The organism is Cobetia sp. UIB-001, assembly GCF_044789135.1.
Lineage (GTDB): Bacteria > Pseudomonadota > Gammaproteobacteria > Pseudomonadales > Halomonadaceae > Cobetia > Cobetia amphilecti.
In genome coordinates, this window is the sequence record NZ_CP058244.1 from 3,298,640 (window position 1) to 3,318,224 (window position 19,585).

General features: G+C 62.2%; 4 protein-coding genes. 3 read left to right on the forward strand and 1 reads right to left on the reverse strand.

Features of this window, described 5'->3' with window-relative positions; genetic code table 11:
• Positions 1-162: 162 nt before the first annotated feature.
• A complete protein-coding gene (locus tag HA399_RS13755; protein WP_404325286.1) occupies positions 163-14,460 on the reverse strand; it encodes a carbohydrate-binding protein in 14,298 nt (4,765 codons plus the stop codon).
• Positions 14,461-15,191: 731 nt separating this feature from the next.
• Between HA399_RS13755 and HA399_RS13760 the strand changes: the two genes are divergently transcribed.
• From HA399_RS13760 to HA399_RS13770, 3 genes are all read left to right on the forward strand, one after another.
• Positions 15,192-16,973: a type I secretion system permease/ATPase gene (locus tag HA399_RS13760; RefSeq protein WP_404325287.1), complete on the forward strand. Its 1,782-nt coding sequence runs from the start codon at positions 15,192-15,194 to the stop codon at positions 16,971-16,973.
• Positions 16,970-18,298, forward strand: a complete 1,329-nt coding sequence (locus HA399_RS13765; RefSeq protein ID WP_043333880.1) for an HlyD family type I secretion periplasmic adaptor subunit — start codon at positions 16,970-16,972, stop codon at positions 18,296-18,298. The genes HA399_RS13760 and HA399_RS13765 overlap by 4 nt, the downstream gene beginning before the upstream one ends.
• A gap of 67 nt (positions 18,299-18,365) precedes the next feature.
• Positions 18,366-18,803, forward strand: a complete 438-nt coding sequence (locus HA399_RS13770; RefSeq protein WP_404325288.1) for a tyrosine-type recombinase/integrase — start codon at positions 18,366-18,368, stop codon at positions 18,801-18,803.
• Positions 18,804-19,585: the final 782 nt, after the last annotated feature.

Genomic DNA, 19,585 nt, shown 5'->3' on the forward strand with positions numbered 1-19,585 from the left:
ACTCACGCCCAGGCTGGCAGTGACATGCATCGGGTGCCGGGACGGATGACGGTGACAGCAGGCGAGGCGCCTTGCGCTCAGTGCTCGCCTTGTGTCTCATTCTGTCACCGTGGCCGTCCCGCGCCCGTGTCGCGGATTGCTCCGTCGTGCTGCGTCACACTCTCAGAGCAGGCTCCCCGGGGCGTCATCCTGCACGCCCTGAAGGGTCACATCCTCACTCATCGGCACCTCCTCCTCGTTGGAGACCGGGGCGATATCGCCCTCGTCGACCAGGCTCATCAGCGCGGTATTGCTTGGCGCGCTGGCCGGGGCGATGTCGGGGTCACGCGTGATCTGGAACGATGCCAGATCCTGCGAGCCGCCATTGAAGGTGATGCGTAGCACCTGCACCCCCTCCTCCAGGTCCAGCGTCAGCGAGGGGCCATCGACGTAGACGCCCCAGGCGCCGGAATTGGGCAGCGTGCCACTGTCCTCATCGTAGAACTCGCCATCCTTCTCCACCGAGGCGGTAATGCTGCGCCCATTGTCAGGCGCGGAGGTGACGAACGACAGCGTGTGCGAGCCCGCCTCTTCGACATCGATGGTGTACTCAAGCCACTCACCATCCTCCACCCAGCCTATCGCCTCGCCTTCGCCGACGGTGTCTACCGGGGTGTCGCGATACCCCGAGCCAAGCTGGGCACTGGAGAGTTCATTGTAAGCCTCGCCCTGCTCGCCTTCGTCGAAGTCGACCGCCTGGAGGGTGATCCCCTCATCGGCATCCACCTGCCAGGGCACGCCACCGGCATTGAAGGCCTGCTGGCCATCCCGGGACAGCGTGAAGCCCTGCAGGTCCATGGCGCCGCCGTTGAAGGTCAGCCGCAGCACCTGCTCGCCGGCCTCCAGGGTCACCTGGGCAGTGTCGGTTTCCACATAGTTGGTCCAGCCACCAGTCGGTTCGACCTCCACCGGCGTGACGCTGGCATAGGGAGTGTCGCCCTCCTTGGCAAAGGTCGCGGTCACGGTACGTTGCGCGCCACCGGTGGAGCCCCGCGCTGCCAGGAAGGCAATGTCATAGGTACCGGCCTGCTCGACATCGAGGGTGTATTCCACCCATTCGCCATCCTGGATCCAGCCGATGGCAGTGCCGCCGTTGGCCAGATCCACCCCTTCGCCACGCACGTTGCTGCCTTGCTGTACCTCGCTGGAATCGTTGTAGGCGACATCCTGGCCACCCTCATCGTAATTCACCGCCTCCAGGCTGAACTCGCTGCCCACCTGCCAGGGCTGGCCATCGTCGGTGAACGCCTGCTGACCGTCATCCACCGGTGCCACCAGCGACAGGTCGAGAGACGCCAGATCCAGCTGTCCGCCGTTGAAGGTCAGCCTCAGCACCTGCTCGCCTTCCTCCAGCTCGAAGGTCAAGGGCCCCACATCGGTGAAGTTGGTGAAGGCGTCGGTGTCCGGCACCGCCACCGCCTGGGCGTCGGTATAGAAGCTGCCGTCCTGCTCGAAGGCGGCGGTGATCGACTTGCCGTCGGAGACCGCCGAGGCGGAGAAGTTCAGCGCATAGCTACCGGCTGTCTCCACATTCAGGGTGTACTCCAGCCACTCGCCGTCGGCGACATAGCCGATGGCCAGAGTGCCGTTGGAGATATCCACCGCCTCATCGGAGCGGAAGCCATCGCCCTGGTGGGCGGGCGTGGTGTCGTTGTAGGCCACGCCCTGGCCTCCGTTGTCGAACAGGCGTGCCTCCAGGCTCAGGCCATCGGCCCCGACCGCCCAGGCCGTCTGATCGTCATTGAAGGCGCTCTGTCCGACCGGGTCAGGCGTGTCGAGGAAGTTCGGCACGCCGTCGTTGTCATCGTCGTCGTACAGATCCACACGCCCGTTGCCATCGGCATCTTCCGCGCCGGTGGGGTCGTAGGTGGTGACGTTCTCGACCAGGAAGATGTTGTCGTTGTAGTCGTAGTTCACCCCCGCGTAGTCCTGGATGACGATGTAGGTGTCCGGAATCACGTTGCCGTCGGCATCCTTGGCCACATAGACGCGAATCAGGTGGCCATCATTTTCATCCCAATTCAGATTGTTGCCGGGATTGCCGATGGCATCGATGGTGTCCTCGTAGAGGTTGGCATCCGGGTCGGACCAGGAGATATAGCCCTGGCGGTCGGATATCTCGGCGTAGAAGCCGAAGGGATCATCGCGATCCAGACTCACCACTGCCTGCTGGTCGCCGCTATCGAGCGCCCGCGGGAACAGCGTCTGGCCGTCCTGCTCGTCATGCACGATGACCTCTTCGAGCTCCCGACTGTCGACGTCATGCACGAACAGCCGCGCGATGTCGCCCTGGCCATGATAGGCGGCGATCTGGGTGATCTTGATCGGTTCATCGCCATCGGCACGCTGGAAGTACGGGGACAGGATCTCGTCTCCGTTGGCCTCCACCAGGCCGCCCTGGTTCATCTGGTCCTGCACCACGTTGGTGGAGTAGCCGAAGGCGTTGACGATCTCCTGCACCGTCGGCTCCTGACCGCTCTCGGACTGGTTCTGGGCCAGGCCTGCAAGCTGGATGACCTTCTCGCTCTCATCGGAATCGCTTGAGGTGATGATCAGGCTCGCCTCGTAGAGGCTGCCATCGTTGGGGTCATCAGCGATGAAGCGCACCGTGACATCCGCCGTCTCTCCCGGTGCCAGCGTCAGCGCACTGAACGGTTGGGTCAACTCGAACAGTGTCGTGTCACTGACGACGACATCATCGATGGTCAGGTCCTCGAAGCCGTCATTGCGCAGGGTGAGAGTGGCCTCGTCATGCACCACCTGGTTATTGACCGGATTCTCGATGCGCGACATCACCAGACGATCATTGGACGGCAGCACATCATTGTTGATCACCGTGAGGTCACCGCCAGAGACAGGCGTCACCCCCTCGATGAGGAACATGTTGTCGTTGTAGTCATAGTTGATGCCGGTGTAATCCATGATGCCCACATAGGTATCGGGGATCACGTTGCCCTCTGCATCCAGCGCCCGGAACATGCGCACGGTGTAGCCGCGCTCGATGCCATCGGCATCTGCCGGCGGTGTACCGCCGCCTGACGGGTTGAGTGACGGGTCAGTGGACAGGTTGGCCACTTCAATCCCGAACACGCCACTCCCGGCCCACTCGGCGGGGATGTCATCGAGACCGAAGCTCGCGCTGGCGAATTCGCCATTGCTCAGTACCGGCAGGATCGTCTGGTTATTGTCTCCCGCATGATTGGAGAAGATGACATCCTCGCCCTTGTCACCGGGGTTGTGGATGCCCAGAGTCGCCCCGCCGCCGCCGTGATAGGCCGCCAGCTGGGTGATCGTGGCCTCGCTGACGCCCTCCGCCAGCGTCCAGTAGCGCGACAGCACCTCGTCATCATTGATCGGGCGATACAGATCGAAGTCGTTGAGCACCGAGTTCTGGCCGCCCCCCTCGGTCGGCAAGCCATCGATGCGGTTACCGAGGCCGAAGACCTCCCACACCTCATTGACGTTGGGCTCCCAGCCACCCTCGTCGCGCGCCTGCCAGAAGCCCGCCATATGGATCTCGGCCACCGGCGAATCCTGGTCGTTGGTCACCAGCCGGATCCGCCCTTCGAAGACTCCGTCACCGGCGTCGGTGGTGGGCGCTTCGTAGCTCGCACTGTCAAACAGCACCGTCACCTCGAGCGACTCCCCGGCGGCCAGCGTCAGGCCGTCGAAGGCAGCGGGATCCTGCAGCACGAAGGGACCTTCGATATCGGCTTCGAGAATTTCCAGCAACTCCGTCCCGGTGTTGGAAATCGTCACCGTGGCACTTTCCTTGAAGTCGCGGTCGGCGTTCGAGGCGCTGTTGTTCTCCAGATAGCTGAAATGCAGGCGATCGGAGTAGTAGGCGGCATCGCCGCTTTGCACCGCGATGTCGGCATTGTCGTTGCCGACCACCGGCGTCACGTCCAGATAGTCGAGATCATCGGCACCATCGGCGGCGGACACCGCACGCAGGTTGTACTCCACGCCGGCCTCGAGCTCGACATAGGTGCCCTCTTCCCCGGCATCGCCCTCTCCCGGATAGGCCAGCGTTTCCAGCGTCTGCCCGTTGAGCGTCAGGGCCAGGCCCTGGCCATCATCGGCGCCCGCATTCGCGGCCAGGTCGAGACGATAGAGCCCGCTGCTGTCCACGGTGAAGTAGAAGTCGGCGGTCAGCTCGTTGAGGGTGCGCGCGCTGTCGCCACTCTCCAGCTCGATGCGCGACCCGTCCGAGACATCGGCATAGACGGGGACGAAGGTGTCAGACGGCGCATCCGGCACTCTCAGCAGATCGATGTTCGGCCCCACGGCTCCCGGCGCAGTCAGGGTGATGGTGTTGCTGCCCTGCTGCAGCGCGACCAGGGCATTCTGGAAGAACCAGTCGCTTTCATCGCCGTTGCTCTGGCCCTCGAAGTTCACCTGCCCCAGGTCGACGCCATTGATGCTCAGACCCAGCGGCCGGTCGGCCTTGGTCGCCGCCAGCGCATAGCGGAAGGCGATGTCGTAACTGCCGGTCTCGGCAACATCGATCGTCCAGGTAATGGTCTGGTCACCGCTGCCATCGAAGTCGACGAAGCCATCGCCGGAGGCATTGCGATCCTCCTCACTGGCCAACACCACCACCGCCCCATCGAGCGCGGCTCCCTCGGCCTCGTACTCATCGAAGCCAGGAGTCGTGTCCGGCGCCTCCTGCAGGATCTCCAGCTGGTCGATATTGGGGCCGGTGTCAGCGGTGGCCTGCAGGCGCACCGTGTTCTGGCCGCTGACCAGCGTGGCCGCCACGTCCTCGGTCAGCCACTCGGCCCAGGCTGCATCACCGCTCAGGCCCTCGGGCGGGCTGAAGTCATACACCCCGACGCTCACGTTGTTGACGAACACTTCCAGCGGGCGATCGGTACTGCCGCCATTGGCATAGCGCAGGCGCAGCACCGAGTCACCGGCCTGCTCGGGGTCCAGCGTGAAGCTGAAGGTGATGAAGTCCTCATTGGTGTTGCCGAAATCGGCATAACCACCGGGCACGCCATCATCGTCCACGTCATTGCCATCCACCCCGAAGGCGCCGGGGCGCAGGCCGTTGGGCAGGTCGGGCTGGTTGGTCTCGGGATTGTCGATGTCGCGGATCTGGATCTCCGCCCCGGTGGCGATCGTCACGGCAGTGCCGTCCTCCGGCGTCCTGTCCTCGGCCTGGATGGCCAGCAGCGAGACCAGATCATCGCCGGGATCAACCGGATCGACAGGATCCACCGGGTCCACTACCCCACCCGGTGCCGGGTCGAGACGAATGATCTGGCTCTGGCCATTGCCGCGATTCAGGGTCAGCAGGTAGAGCTGGCCGGTGGCCGGGTTCTCGATGATGTCCAGCGGGTCGACGTAGCTGATGACGTTGCCCTCGGGATCACGCAGCACTTCATCGCCGATCACGTTGCCATTGGCATCCAGGGTGATGGAACGTACATCGTCACCACCGGAATACTCGGTGAACAGCACGTTGCCCTGCAGATTGCCGCCGAAGACATCACTGGTGTATTCCACCGCCCCATTGGGCGAGCGATTCTCGCCCAGCGAGTAGACCCCGGCGATATCGTAGGTGCCCTCGGGGTCGGTACCTGTCGGGTACTTGTCGACCTGGTTGGGGTCGGTGCCAGAGGTGGGATTGCCACCATTGAGGATGTACTCGTCACGCAGCGGATTGGGGTGTCCGTAGTAGCCCCCTTCTTCGACACGGAACAGGTAGTCATCCTGCTTCTCGACACTGGTGTAGCGCTCGTCCTCGGGCGTGGAGGGATCATCCGGCACGTTACCGCCAGCCGCCGAGCCATTGGTCGGCACGTACAGGAAGCCATTGGAATGCCATACCAGGTCGTAGGCATTGCGCGCCCCGGTGGCAAAGATCGTCAGCACCGCATCGCTGGCGTAGGGGTCGTAGTAGGACTCGAGCACGTTGCCGGACTCATCCTGCACCGTGGCGACGCCGCGCTCATCGAAGACCAGGAACTCGCCGTCGCCCATGGGGATGGGGTCATCCTTGGGGTGGCCGTCGGGATCATCGAAGCGCTGGTTCAGGCCATTGTCAGGCAGTGGTTCGGTGGAGACGTCAAAGGGCCCATTGGACACATCGCGGGTCGGGTCGATCTCCAGTATCGCCGCGTTCAACAGGCGCTCGGGACGATTGCCCCAGGCACTGTCGGGCTCACCCATGGCAGAGTTGGAGCCCTGGATCAGATACAGCAGATGACTCGGGACATCGGGATTGGTCTCGGCGTCGTAATCCGGATTCGCGCGGAACTCCAGGCTATTGGTCACATGGTCGCCATTGGAGCGCGGCAGACCGGTGATATAGGCCTCGGCGGTCCCCGAGAAATCGGGGCCATCGTCCAGGGTGATCTTGGTCACCCGGCCGCTGAAGTCCGGCACGCCGTTGTCACGTCCTGATAGCGGAATCGGATAGTTGTCGGTGATCCACAGCACGTTGGGATCGGTCGGGTCCACCACCAGGCCGATGATGCCGCGTTGCTGGTCTTCCCCCGGCTGATCGAAGTAGTCATCGGGCAGGGCAAGTTCCTGGCGATTGGACAGCGAGCCGTCGACGGGATCGACGTCATAACGCAGCAGCTCGCCGCTGATGGTGGCGACGTACATGAAGGCGCCGTCTGAGCTCATCTCCAGCGAGGTGAAGCCATAGGCGTCGTCAGAGGCACCGTTGAGCTCCACCACGTCGTTGAAGGCCACGTCGCGGGCGACCACTTCGGGCTCCTCGCCGGTGACGAAGGTGTTGGTGTACTTCTGGAATTCGCGCGTCGGCGCGTCGGTATCGTCGTTGGGGCCACGGTCCTGGAAGCCATCGATCACCAGGGTATAGCTGGTGAAGGGCTTGAGCGTCTGGCTCGGCGAGATGGTCAGCGAGTCGAAGCCGCCGGTGGTGTTGGCATTGAAGGTGACTTCCTCGCCGCTGAGCGTCTCGAACAGCCGGATGGAGCCATCCCCCAGGCTTTCCAGCAGGGCTCCGCCGCGCCCATCCACCACCGAGATGCCGACGAAGATGTCGGATGTCGGATCGACCCCGGTGGGGATGCCGCCATCCTCCGGATCAAGGTCCACCTCCAGCTCGTTCTCGCCGACCCCGGCGATGGCACGGGCATCGGTGAAGAAGGCGTAGTCCTCGGCCGCGATACGGTCATCTTCCGGCGTCAGGTCCGGTAGCGCCTGGATCTCGAGGTACTGGATCTCGGTATTCTCGCTGTCGAGTCCCAGGGAGTCCAGCGTCAGACGCCCGTCGCTGACCTGAACGATGCGGGTGACCAGGTCCGAGCGGAAGCCCTCGGTATCATCGGACGGGTTGCCGTCCGCCGGGAAATCCTCGGGGCGGAACGGGGTGAAGGGGTCATTGAACAGCTCGCCCTCTGCATTGAGCACATTGTGGCTGTCGTAGGGCCCGCTGGTGTCGCCGATGGAGATGGTGACCTCGTAGTAGCCATTCTCCAGCTCGATCTCCCAGCCGGCGCGCACATAGTTGGCGCTGGGCTGGTCAAAGTGGGCGTAGGTGCCCTGGCGCGGATCGAGACCCGCGATGTCATCGGTGCGGTCATTGACCGCCACGCTGGTCAGCGCGCTGATATCCAGCGGCTCGGTGCCGGGTTCGGCGTCGTAGATCGACGCCTCGGTGACCCAGCCGTACTGGTAGGTCTGGCCGTCCACGGTCACCGACTGGGTGCCGAATGCCTTGCCATGGTCAGCGATGTAGCCATCCGGCACCGCGGTGCCTTCGGGCTGGAAGTTGATCTTGACCGAGAAGCGCTCGCCCGGCTCCACCGGACGGTCCGGTTCCACCCCGTCACGACTCACCGTCAGGCTGTCGATGTTGGGGCCGGCGTTGCCCAGGTTGGCAAGGCGAATGGTGTTGTCGCCGGCTGCGAGCTCCACCTCGAGGGTGGTGGTGGTCCAGTTCTCCCAGCCGGCCGCGTTGGTGCCGGTAGAGGCGAAGGCCAGACTGCCCTGGCTCTGGCCGTCGACCAGGATATCCATGGGACGGTCGGCGCCGTTGGTGCCGGCATTGGTGTAGCGCACCTCCAGGGTGTAGGTGCCCGCCTCGTCCACGCTCACCTGGAATTCGGCGGCGTCACCGGCGTCGGCTCCCATGTCCAGATAGCCGGTGCCGGTAAAGTCATCCCACAGACCGTCGGCCCCGGCTGCGGTGTTGGTTTCCGGATTGTCGGCATCGCGCACCTGGGTATCGCCGTCGACATCGACGATGGTCAGCGCCTCGCCTTCGATGGCGAAGTTGAACGCCGGGGTGCCGACGTCGGCCTCATTGAAGTCGAACACCACCTGGTCGATGTTGGGCCCGCCGGTGGCACCGGCCGGCATGGTCAGGGTAAAGGTATTGGCACCCTCGGCAAGCGCCACCTCGACCTCCAGCGTCTGCCACTGATCCCAGGGATCCGTCCCGGTGGCGTTGGCGAAGCCGAGCTGGCCCTGATCAGTGCCGTTGACGGTCAGATCCAGCGGCCGCGGGGCGTTTCCACCGTTGGCATAGCGCACGGTGGCGGTGTAGCTGCCGGCCTCCAGCGCGTTGACGTTGAAGGTAATCTGGTCGCCGGGATTGGAGCCGAAGTCCACATAGGCATCTCCCACCGCATCGGGGCGATGGTTGCCGAAGTCATCGGGATTGTCGGCATCGACCACCCGCGTCTCCTCACCTATCGCGCTACCGCCCACATCGACGATATCGGCGTCTTCCGCCTGCAGGGTGATCGGCGCCACCACCACGCCTGCGTCCTCGAAGCTGACCACCTCGCTGGCGCTGGCTTCGTTGCCGGCGGCGTCGGTGACGAACAGCGAGACGGTGAGATCACCGCTCTGGTCGTCGAGCTGGCCACTCAGGTCCAGGGTGATGTTGCCATCGACATCCGGCGTCACTTCACTGCGGGTCGTGCCGCCATCGAAGGACACGGCGACGCTGGTCACGTCGTCATCGATGCCGGAGACGTTGAAGACGGCCGCCGCCAGCTGGCTGGCATCGAGCGTCTCGTCAGCGGCGACAATGGCGAGATCGCCATCCTCATCGGCACTGACATCCTCCGCAATCGGGCCACTGCCCGCCGCGGTCACTTCGATGCGGTCAATGTTGGGGCCGGTATTGGCACCCGCCGGTATCGCCAGCGCGATGGTATTGCTGCCCGCCGCCAGGGTGACGGTGAGCGTCTCGAACTCCCAGTGGTCGAAGCCTTCCTCGCTACCGGCACCATCCGGGTCGGTACTGGCCATGGCCAACGCCAGCGGATCACCGCCGTTGATCACCAGATCCAGCGGACGATCGCTGTTGGTGGCGTAACGCACACTGATGTCGTACTGACCGGCCTGAGTCACGTCGATCTGCCAGCTGACGTTGTCTCCCGGGGTATCCCCGAAGTCCAGATAGCCGCTGCCGGTGAAGCCCGGACGCAGGCCGGTGGGCTGATTCGGCTCGGGGTTGTCCGGGTCACGGACCTGGGTGTCGGTGTTGTTGGCATCGGTATCGAAGCTCTCGACCGTCCCGTCCTCGGCCTGCAGGCTCAGGGGCGAGAAAGGCGCCTCGTCGACGTCATTGACGGTGACCGAGAGCTGTTCGGTGGTGGAGAGATCGCCGTCAGTGACGCTGACTTCGACTTCGTAGACGCCGTCCTCGTCGTCATCGACCGCCAGCTCGAAATCGCGAGCGCTGGTGAAGCTCAGCACGCCGGTGCTCGGATCGATGCTGAACAGCGGAGAATCGACCCCGCCGGTGATGGCGAATACCGGGGCGTTAAGGCCAAGGGCCACGCCATCCTCATCGACGAGGGGGATCGCGCCTATCTCGGCCAGGTTCTCGTCCACCGCAAACTCGGTCTGGGTGATGGCGATGCTCTCGTTGAGATCGGCCACGGTGATCAGAGCGTCCTGGGACACGCTGTCCTCGCCATCGGACACCGTCACGGTCAGCTCGTAGACGCCGTCTTCGTCGCTATCGGCGGCAAGCTCCGCGTCCGGCGGAGTGATGAAGGCGATGCCCTGGCTCACCTCGTCATAGCGGAACAGCGCCGCATCGGCACCGGACAGCGTCACGGTCAGGTCGTCACCGTCCGGGTCATCCAGTATCAGGCTGGCCACGGCAGTGCCGTTCTCGTCGACACTCAGGCTCTCTTCCAGCCCTTCAAGGGTCGGTGCGCCGTTGACCGGCTCATCAATGCGCTCGAAGACCAGCGAATCGATTCGCATCAATTCGCCATCGGCCCCCATCAGTTCGAGACTCGCCAGATCACCGGCGGTCACCTCGAAGGGCGTCTCGAAGACGATTTCCTTGCGGTTGCCGCTCTGGCCTGCGTTGCCGCGCGCGCCACTGCCGACGAAGGTGCCGAAGTCGTCATTCAACACCACGTCAGCACTCAGGCTGTCGGTTGTCGTGTTGCGCGCTTCAAGCACGGTGTCACCGATGGTCAGACTCAAGGTGCCTTCACCGTCGGTTTCATCGAACACATAGAGGCGTGCGACGTACCAGCCAGGCTCCACGCCGCCCGCCGAAAGGTCGGTGCCAATCGTGGCCGGCGCATTGCTGGTCAGGCGAATCAGCTGTTCATTGGAGGCGGACGCGCTGCCGGTGACGATCAGATTGCTGGCGTCGAGATCCGTGAAGTCTTCCGCCTCGATCGTGATGCTATCGCCGACCTGGGTGCCTTCGATGATGAAGCTGAGCGTCTGGGTCGCTGACAGACCGCCCGGGTCGGTGGCCCGCACGATGACATCGAAGGTGCCGCCCTGGCTGGGCGTGCCCTGGATGATGCCATCGACCACCTCGAGCCCGGCCGGCAGGTCCTCGGCCGTCAATATCAGGCTATCGCCATCGGCATCGGAGAACAGCGCTGCGAAGTCCGACAGCGGAATCTGGAGGAAGTCCTCGCCCACTTCTCCGAAGTACGGTTCGAGGGCGACGGGTTCTGCCACCGGCGCGTCGTTGACGTTCTCGAGCGTCAGGGCAAAGTCGGTGTCGGTGCTGGTGGTGCCATCATCGGCGGTCACCGTCACGGTGTAACTGCCCGGCGCCAGTCCGGCGAGGCTTCCGGACAGCACATTGTCGCTGACACTCAGCCCCGGAGCGCTGACGGGCTGGCCATCGCCATCGGTGACCAGGAAGCTGTAGGTGAGGTCGTCGCCATCGTCATCGACGAAGGGCAGGTCGACTTCGAGATTCGCGCCTTCGTCGAGACTCAGGTCGGCGATGCCGCCGCCCACCACGCGCGGGGCGCTGTTGGTGTCGCCGGTGTCGGCTTCCGACAGGCTGACGGCGCTGAAGCTCGTGCTGCCCTTGGCGCCCGCATCGTCGTCATTGACGAAGACGAGTGACTCGAGGGTGGTGCCCGCATGCGCCGACAGGTCGATGATGAAGCGCAAGGTGCCATCACCGTTGTCGACCCCCTGGCCTCGCAGATCGACGAAGCCGCCCTGGGTCTGGGTACCGCCCAGCTGGTAGACGCTGTTGCCGCCATTGAAGGGGTTGGAATCCGCATCGAAGCCGATGGCGACGATCTCGGGCACCGGCGAGCCGGAAATGGCCACGTCCACCGTCAGGAGGGTGGCATCGGTGATCGTGTAGTCACTGGGCAATGCCGCCCGTTTCCAGACGTTATCGTTCAGCGTCAATGTGCCGCCGTCGTCTTCCACCACCGCCCCCGTGCCGTCGGACGGGTTGTCCTGGGTGGCGCTGTAGGCGCTGAGAGTCGCGTCATCGAAGCTGACGTCGAGGCTCTCGGCACCAGCGGCGGCCAGCGTTACCGTGTCCGTGGCACTCGCCTCGTTGCCCGCAGCATCCGTCACGATCAAGGTCACGGTGATATCGCCCGGGGCCTGCGCCGAGAGATCGACCGTCAGGGTATCTCCATCGCTGACGACAGACTGGCGGGTCGCACCGCCATCGAAGCTGACGTCGAGGGTCGAGCCAGCATCGATCCCCACGACACTGAACACCACACTGGCACTGTCGGCCGATTCGATGGCCTCTTCCGGGCCCGCAAGGGCCAGGTCGCCCCCCTCATCGGCAGTGGTATCCAGCGTCAGTGCCACGCTCTGTTCGGCACGGTTGCCCCAGGCATCCATGGCGATCAGCGTGGCCGACAGGTCTCCATCGGCGAAGCCCGACAGGTCCAGCGTGAAGCTACCTTCCGGCGTCGGCACCACCTCCTGGACCGTGACGCCCTCATCGAAGGTCACGCCGACGAAGGTGATGTCGGCATCAAGCCCGGTGACGCTGAAACCGGCTTCGCCGACGGTCGCGCCATTGAGCAGGGGCTCCACCGCGGCAAAGGCCAGCGGAGAGGCATCGTCATCCGCCACGACGTCCCCTACCGGCCCCGTGCCCGCGGTGGTGACCTCCAGGCGATCGACATTGGGGCCATTGTTGCGCCCTTGCGGAATCGCCAGCGTGATGGTGTTGTCGCCGGCTTCCAGTCGCGTCGTCAGGGTCTGGTACTCCCAGACATCGAAGCCTTCAGGGTCGACGTTGGTGGCGTTGGGGTCCGTCGCGACAAAGGCAAGCGCGGCGGGCTCGCCTTCGTTGATCGACAGATCCAGCGGACGCGCACCATTGCTGGCATAGCGGAAATTGAGGTCGTAGTCACCCGCTTCGGCCACATTGACGGTGAAGGTCAGGCTATCTCCCGGCGCGCTGCCGAAATCCACATAACCGGTGCCGGAAAAGTCCGGGCGCAGTCCGACAAAGCCACCGGCCTCGGGATTGGCGGCGTCGCGCACCAAGGTGGCGGCCCCGTTGTCGACGCCCAGTGCGGCGTCCTCGGCTTGCACCACCACTGGCGCAATCACCGGATCGACAGGATCTACCTCGTCGGCTTCCAGTAGCGCCACCTCGATCTTGTCGATATTCGGGCCATTGGTCGCGCCGCCCAGACGCAGGGTATTGCTGCCGGCGGCAAGCGTGATTTCCAGCGTCTCGGTACTCCAGCCTTCCCACGCGGAAGACCCGCCATTGCCTGGCTGGTTGTCCGCGGGCACATCATCGACATCATCGGGGTAGTAGCCCGGCGCCTCTACCGCTGCGAACTGGAAGGTGCCGACCTGACTTTGCGTGTCGTCATCGACCAAAAAGAGATCAATGGGACGTACAGAACTGCTGGCATAGGTCACGGTGACGCTGTAAGTGCCGGCGGTGGCCACCTCGAGGGTAAATTCTCCGTAGGCTTCGGCATTGCCCGATGCCCAATCGAGATAGCTGGCTCCTTCGGCCCCGACCCGGAAGGTTTCCTCGCCATCGGTGAAGCTGGCGATGTTGTCGACCGTCACCACGCGATTGGTGCCAGCATCGGCGACATCAGAGGTCGGGCCGATGTCGAGATCCTCGCCCTGGATGACGTAGACGTCCGGGTCCGGCGCACGCACTTCCAGATAATCGACGTTGGGGCCACTGGCACCGTTGGAGGTGAACGACACCGTGTTCTCGCCTGCCTGCAGCTGAACGCGAATGGTACGCTCACCGAAGGTGCTGAAATCCGAAGTGTCATTCGTCAGGCTGGTGCTCGGCAGGTCGAACATTCGATCCTGAAGCTCGCCGTTGACGTCCAGACGCAGAGGGCGATTACGCTCGGAGCCATCCTCATCGCGGCTCAACGCATACCCCAGGGCGAGTTCATACTCGCCGGCCTCGGCAACGCTGAAGCTGAAGGTCAGCGTCTCGCCGGTCGCGGCGGCGAAGTCCACATAGGCACTGCCTGAGGCATTCTCGGTATTGAGGGGGCTCTGCGCTCCCGACACCACTTCGATACCGGTGCCACTCAGGGAGGCAAGATTGCCATCACCGTCTGAGTCCGTGAGGTCTTCCGCCTCGATGCGCAGGGTAGCAAAGCTTTCCGGCGCGATGAGCGCCGCCGTTGCCAGAGGCGCGGGCTCGGCCAGAAGCGCAGGCTCGGCGCCTGCGGCAGGTTCGTCATCACTGGCCAGCAGCGCCTGGGCAAGCGGGTCTTCCTGAGCGATTGGCTCGCCGATGACATCATCGCTCTGGAGGGTCAGGGCCTCGCCGGGGTCAGCCGGAGGCGCATCTTGCGGGTCAGCTTGTGGCGTGCCGCCCAGCTCACTCATCTCCTCGACGACGACATCGGGGGCTTCGATCTCAAAGCCGAACTGCTCGCCAGACCCGGGCAGTACCTCGCCCGCGTCATCCAACGCTTCGATCATCATCTTGAGCTTGCCGGACATGGGGGCAGGCAGATGATCAAAGACAAAGGGGCGCTCGAAGCGCTCAAATACCGACAATCGATCCTGGGCATCTTCCAGGGTCATTCGCACTGCCTTGATCGAATCTCCCCACGCAGAGGGAAACGGCGTGACACTGATATCGTGACTCTGGAAAGCCCTTTCTTCCAGACGGTCGCCGTTGCGGAGACGTCCCTTGCCGGCGTCAAGACGGCTGGATACGAATGACATGGAATACATTTTCCTTACCCCCTGAATATTATTATCGTGGCGAAACCGCTACGCCATCTTGAAACCTCATGACACGCCCCCCCCACACCGAAACTGGAGTTCCAGTGTTTTCTCCACTCCAACGCTATCCCGATACTTTCGAAGATGACCGGCCAAATCCCCTTCAACCCGTCAAAAACGAGTCTAGACGCGGCCTATGGCAAGACAAGAGGTTTTTGACACCTTCCCTGCAATGGCAATATGCAAAGGAAAAGAAAGTTAAAATAAGCCCAATAAAAACAATGCCATAATTATTTAAAACAATAAAAAAGCATCCCTTTAAGCCCTTGTCATGCGTCAGATGAGGAGAAAAACAATACCGAGCACCAAAAGGGTTAATCCACCAGGAAACCAGAAATCCCATGCTTTTATAAAGACGAGAATCAGGTGGATTTATAGATTCGGAGGTGAGCAAAATGAACAGCAAAAACCAACAATATAAAACCCTGAAATGTTTTTGATGATCATCAAAATATTCACTTGCTAGCCAACCCTTCAGACGCAATATTTCAATAGGCTATCTGAAAAATAAAACATAAAAATCTAATAAATAGATAACCAATATGACTTGCTGAGCAATGCGATTCATTCCATCGCCAAGTAGCACATCATGAAAAGATCCAGGCTCAGGGCAGCCGTCAACGACGGTGACCTGGATAAAAAGAACAACAATGACGCTAGGGAACGAGATCATGGCCACCCCACAGGAAGGCAATGACCTGCAAAAGGTCCTGGACCATTGCCGACGAAGCTTCGTCTACGTCGGTCTCTTCAGTCTTTTCATCAACCTGCTGATGCTGGTGCCTCCGCTCTACATGCTGCAGGTCTATGATCGCGTCATCACGACACGCAGCCAGGAAACGCTGCTGATGCTGACTCTGGTGGTCGTGTTCCTGTTCATGGTGATGGGCGCGCTGGAACTGGTGCGTTCCAGAATTCTTGTCCGGGTCGGCAATCGTCTGGATGTGCTGCTCAGCCCTCGGCTCTACGGCGCCATGTTCAAGCGCTCGTTGACCACCCCGGGCAAGCCGTCCGCGCAACCGCTGAATGACCTCACTACCCTGCGCCAATTCCTGTCCGGCAATGGGCTGTTCGCGTTTTTCGATGCTCCCTGGGTGCCGGTATATATCGGCATGCTGGCGCTGTTTCACCCGTGGTTTGGCCTGTTCGCCCTGGGTGCGGGTCTCGTGCTGGCCGTCATCGCCTTGATCAATGAGAAGACGACCAGACAGCTGCTGGCCGATGCCAACGGACAGCACGTCCTGTCCCAGGACCTCGCCAACAGCAATCTGCGCAACGCCGAAGTGCTGCATGCCATGGGCATGCTGCCCGGCATTCAGGGGCGCTGGGCGGCCCGCCATCGTGAGTATCTGGCGTTGCAGTCCAAAGCCAGCGACCGCGCGGGCCTCTTGACCAACACTTCCAAGATACTGCGCCTGATGTTCCAGTCGTTGATTCTCGGGCTGGGCGCCTATCTGGTGCTGGCCGGTGACCTGACTCCGGGCATAATGATTGCCGGCTCGATTCTGATGGGACGTGCGCTGGCGCCAATCGATCAGATGATCAATGGCTGGAAAGGCTTCAGCGGCGCCAGAACCGCACGCGCGCGTCTGGAGGAGTTGCTTGAGGCCGTGCCAGCCGAGGCGCCTTCCATGCCGCTGCCGATCCCCAAGGGCCGGCTGAAGCTCGAGGCGGTCAACGCCGCCCCGCCAGGCGAGCGCCTGCCGACCCTCAAGGACATCAACCTGACACTCGCCAAGGGCGAGCACATTGCCGTAGTGGGCCCCAGCGCCTCTGGCAAGTCGTCCCTCGCGCGAGTGGTGCTGGGACTATGGCCGGTGCAGCTGGGTTGCGTGCGACTCGATGGCGCGGACATCTCCCAGTGGAAGAGGACCGCGCTGGGGCCACACCTCGGCTATCTGCCCCAGGACATCGAGTTGTTCGATGGCTCCATTGCCGAGAACATCGCTCGCTTCCAGGAGGTCGATGCGCAACTCGTGGTGCAAGCCGCGCAGAGTGCCGGGGTGCACGAGATGATCCTGCGACTCCCCCAGGGCTATGACACCTGGCTGTCGCATGGCGGCGCCGCCCTCTCCGCGGGTCAGCGCCAGCGAATCGGTCTGGCCCGAGCCCTCTACGGCAAACCGGTGCTGGTGGTACTCGATGAACCTGACGCCAATCTGGATGCCAGCGGTGAACAGGCGCTGGCCGAGTGCCTGATGCGTCTGCGTCGCGAAGGCACCACGGCCTTGATCATCACTCACCGTCAGCGCCTGCTGCAGCAGGTCGATCGCATCCTCGTGCTCAATGATGGTCAGGTGGTGTCACTGGCCGCGCCGACGCGTGAGCCCCCCGTGACACGGGCCGTGGCTGGCAACGGCCATCAGGCCCGATCGACAGGCGTCCAGCGCGTCACCAAGCTCAAACCCAGTGCCAGAGGCCGCCATGAGGGCGGCGAGGAGAGCGCCTCATGACCCACTCCACATCCGGCAATACCAGTGCCGAGAGTGACGTTCCGCTACGCGATCACGGCTATCGTCGCTTCGGTCTGGCCGTGCTGCTGGTCGCGGTGGGCGGATTCGGCAGCTGGTCGGTGATGGCGAACCTGGCCATTTCGGTCGTCGCGCCGGGCTCCGTATCGGTGGAAAGCTTCACCAAGACGGTTCAGCACCTGGAGGGCGGTATCGTCGAATCGATCGAGGTCGAGGATGGCGATCATGTCGAGGCCGGCGATGTGCTGATCGTTTTCGACGATACCCAGGCACGCTCACAGCAGAAGATCGTCGAAGCCGAATATCTGATCTCCAGGGCCAGTGAGATCCGTCTGCTGGCGGAGTACAGCAATGCCGACAGCCTGGTCTTCCCGGATTCGCTGGTCAGTTCGACCAATCCGCGGGTGCAGGAAGTCCTCGAAGTCCAGCAGCGTCTGTTCGAGGTCCGTCGCCAATCCTTGAACGGTGCCATGGCGGCGCTGGATGAGCAGATCGTGCAGATGAACGAGCAGATTTCAGGCCTCGAGAATACCCAGGCCATCACGCGGCGACGCATCAACTCACTCAATGATGACGTTGCCAACCATCGCAAGCTGTTTCGCAATGGATTGATCAACAATCAGCGTCTGCGGGAGATGGAGCGCGAGAGCCTCGAATACCAGAGCGACAATGCGGGCCAGTTTGCCGAGGTCGCGCGTCTGCGCTCGCAGATCAGCGAGAACGAGCTGCAGAAACAGATTCGCCTGCAGGAATTCCAGCAGCAGATCGGCGAGTCCCTGCGTCAGGTGCAGGCCGAAGTCACCGACGCGGAAGAGCGGCTGGTCGCGCTCAATGACAATCTGAGGCGCACCAAGGTCATCGCCCCGGTTGCCGGGACCGTGGTCGGGCTCAAGGTTCATACGCTGGGGGCGGTGATACGCAGCGGCGACCCCCTGCTCGATATCGTGCCCGCCGGCGATGGCTTCATCGTCGAGGCAAGGGTCCCGGACCACGATATCGACCACCTCTACCTTGGCCAGCCGGCGGAAATCCGCTTCAGCGCGTTCAACCAGCGCCTGTCCAACATCATCGATGGCGAGGTGACCCACCTGAGCGCCAACAGCTTCGAGGATGAAGCGACCCGAGCGCGCTACTACAAGGCACGAATTCGTGTCACTGAAGCCGGCAAGGGCGACATGACGGACAGCATGCGTCTGCTGTCCGGCATGCCGGCGGAAGTTATGATCCGTACTGGCGAGCGCAGCTTTGCCAGCTACATCGGCAAGCCCATGGCGGACATGCTGGCGCGCGCGATGAGAGCGGAATAAAGGAAGACAGGTGGCTGAGCTTGGCTGGTGCTAGTCGCAAGGCTGAGCATTATCGTCGTCTCTTTCGGTGGACAAGATCGACACCCATGAAATCGTATCAATTATCAATCACACTTGGATATCGAAAACAGAAACAGCAAAGCGGGTACAGGGGCGAATCGAAAACGTTCTAGACTATGCCGCAGCTCACAAATACCGTGATGAATCCAAGCCTGCGAGGTGGCGTGGCCACTTGAACAAGTTGCTGGCCAAGTTCTCCCAGGTCAAGAAGGTCAGCCACCATCTGGCTATGCCATACGATGAAGTTGCTCCCTTCATGGCCGAGCTTCAGGGCTATACCAGCATTTCCTCCAAAGCGCTGCAGTGCCTAATCCTGACAGCGACGCGGACTTCCTCAGTCCTGCACACAGAGTGGCCAGAAATCGACTTCGAGAACGCAACGTGGATGATACAAGCCGAGCGCATGAAAGCGCGCCGTGAACATAAGGTACCGCTATCCACCTAGGTAGTGTCACTGCTTTCCGACCTGCCGCAGGTGCAGGGTAATTCATACGTATTCCCTGGAGCACGGCTTTACAGGCCACTATCGAACATGGCAATGCTGCAACTGATGCTCGGCATGGGGTATGGCGTCTATGTTGAGCGTGGCGACTACGTCCCACACGGCTTCCGCTCGAGCTTTCGCGGCTGCTCAGGTGGGCTTCCAACTGCCCTCAAGACGTAGCTGAAATGGCACTGGTTCACACCATCGAGAACAAGATCAAAGCCGCCTACCGCCGCGGCGACCTGTTCGATAACCGGAATACGATGATGCAAGTTTGGCCCGACTTAATTCAGAAAGAACACATCTGGAGTTGCTCTGATTCAGTGTATAATGAACGGCTTTATATAGGTGCAGCCGCATTCTGCGTGTAGGGCCTTACAGATCCAGCTTCCATATAGGCAAGACAAAGTCGTGCTCCCCCTAAAAGCCGGAGTCTTACCTTTGATAATGGCCACTACAGTCCACCTTGCGCTTTGGCTCCATCACTTGAGTAGTTTTTCGCTCATTTTTCCCTCCTGCCGACTGCACTATAGCTATTCAGCTATGGAGAGGGCCACTTTAGGGAGTCACTTCAACTAGTCTTTTCCATCGATTGTTGGGTTTCACAACAAGCGCCCCGGCTACCAGGCAGCTGGGGCAGTATAGATGGGAACATTCTGCCTTTCTCAAAACGGCACTGGTGGAGGCCGCCTTGAGCATAAGCGCTCATCACAGTACACAAGGTGATCAGGCCGCAGGTATCC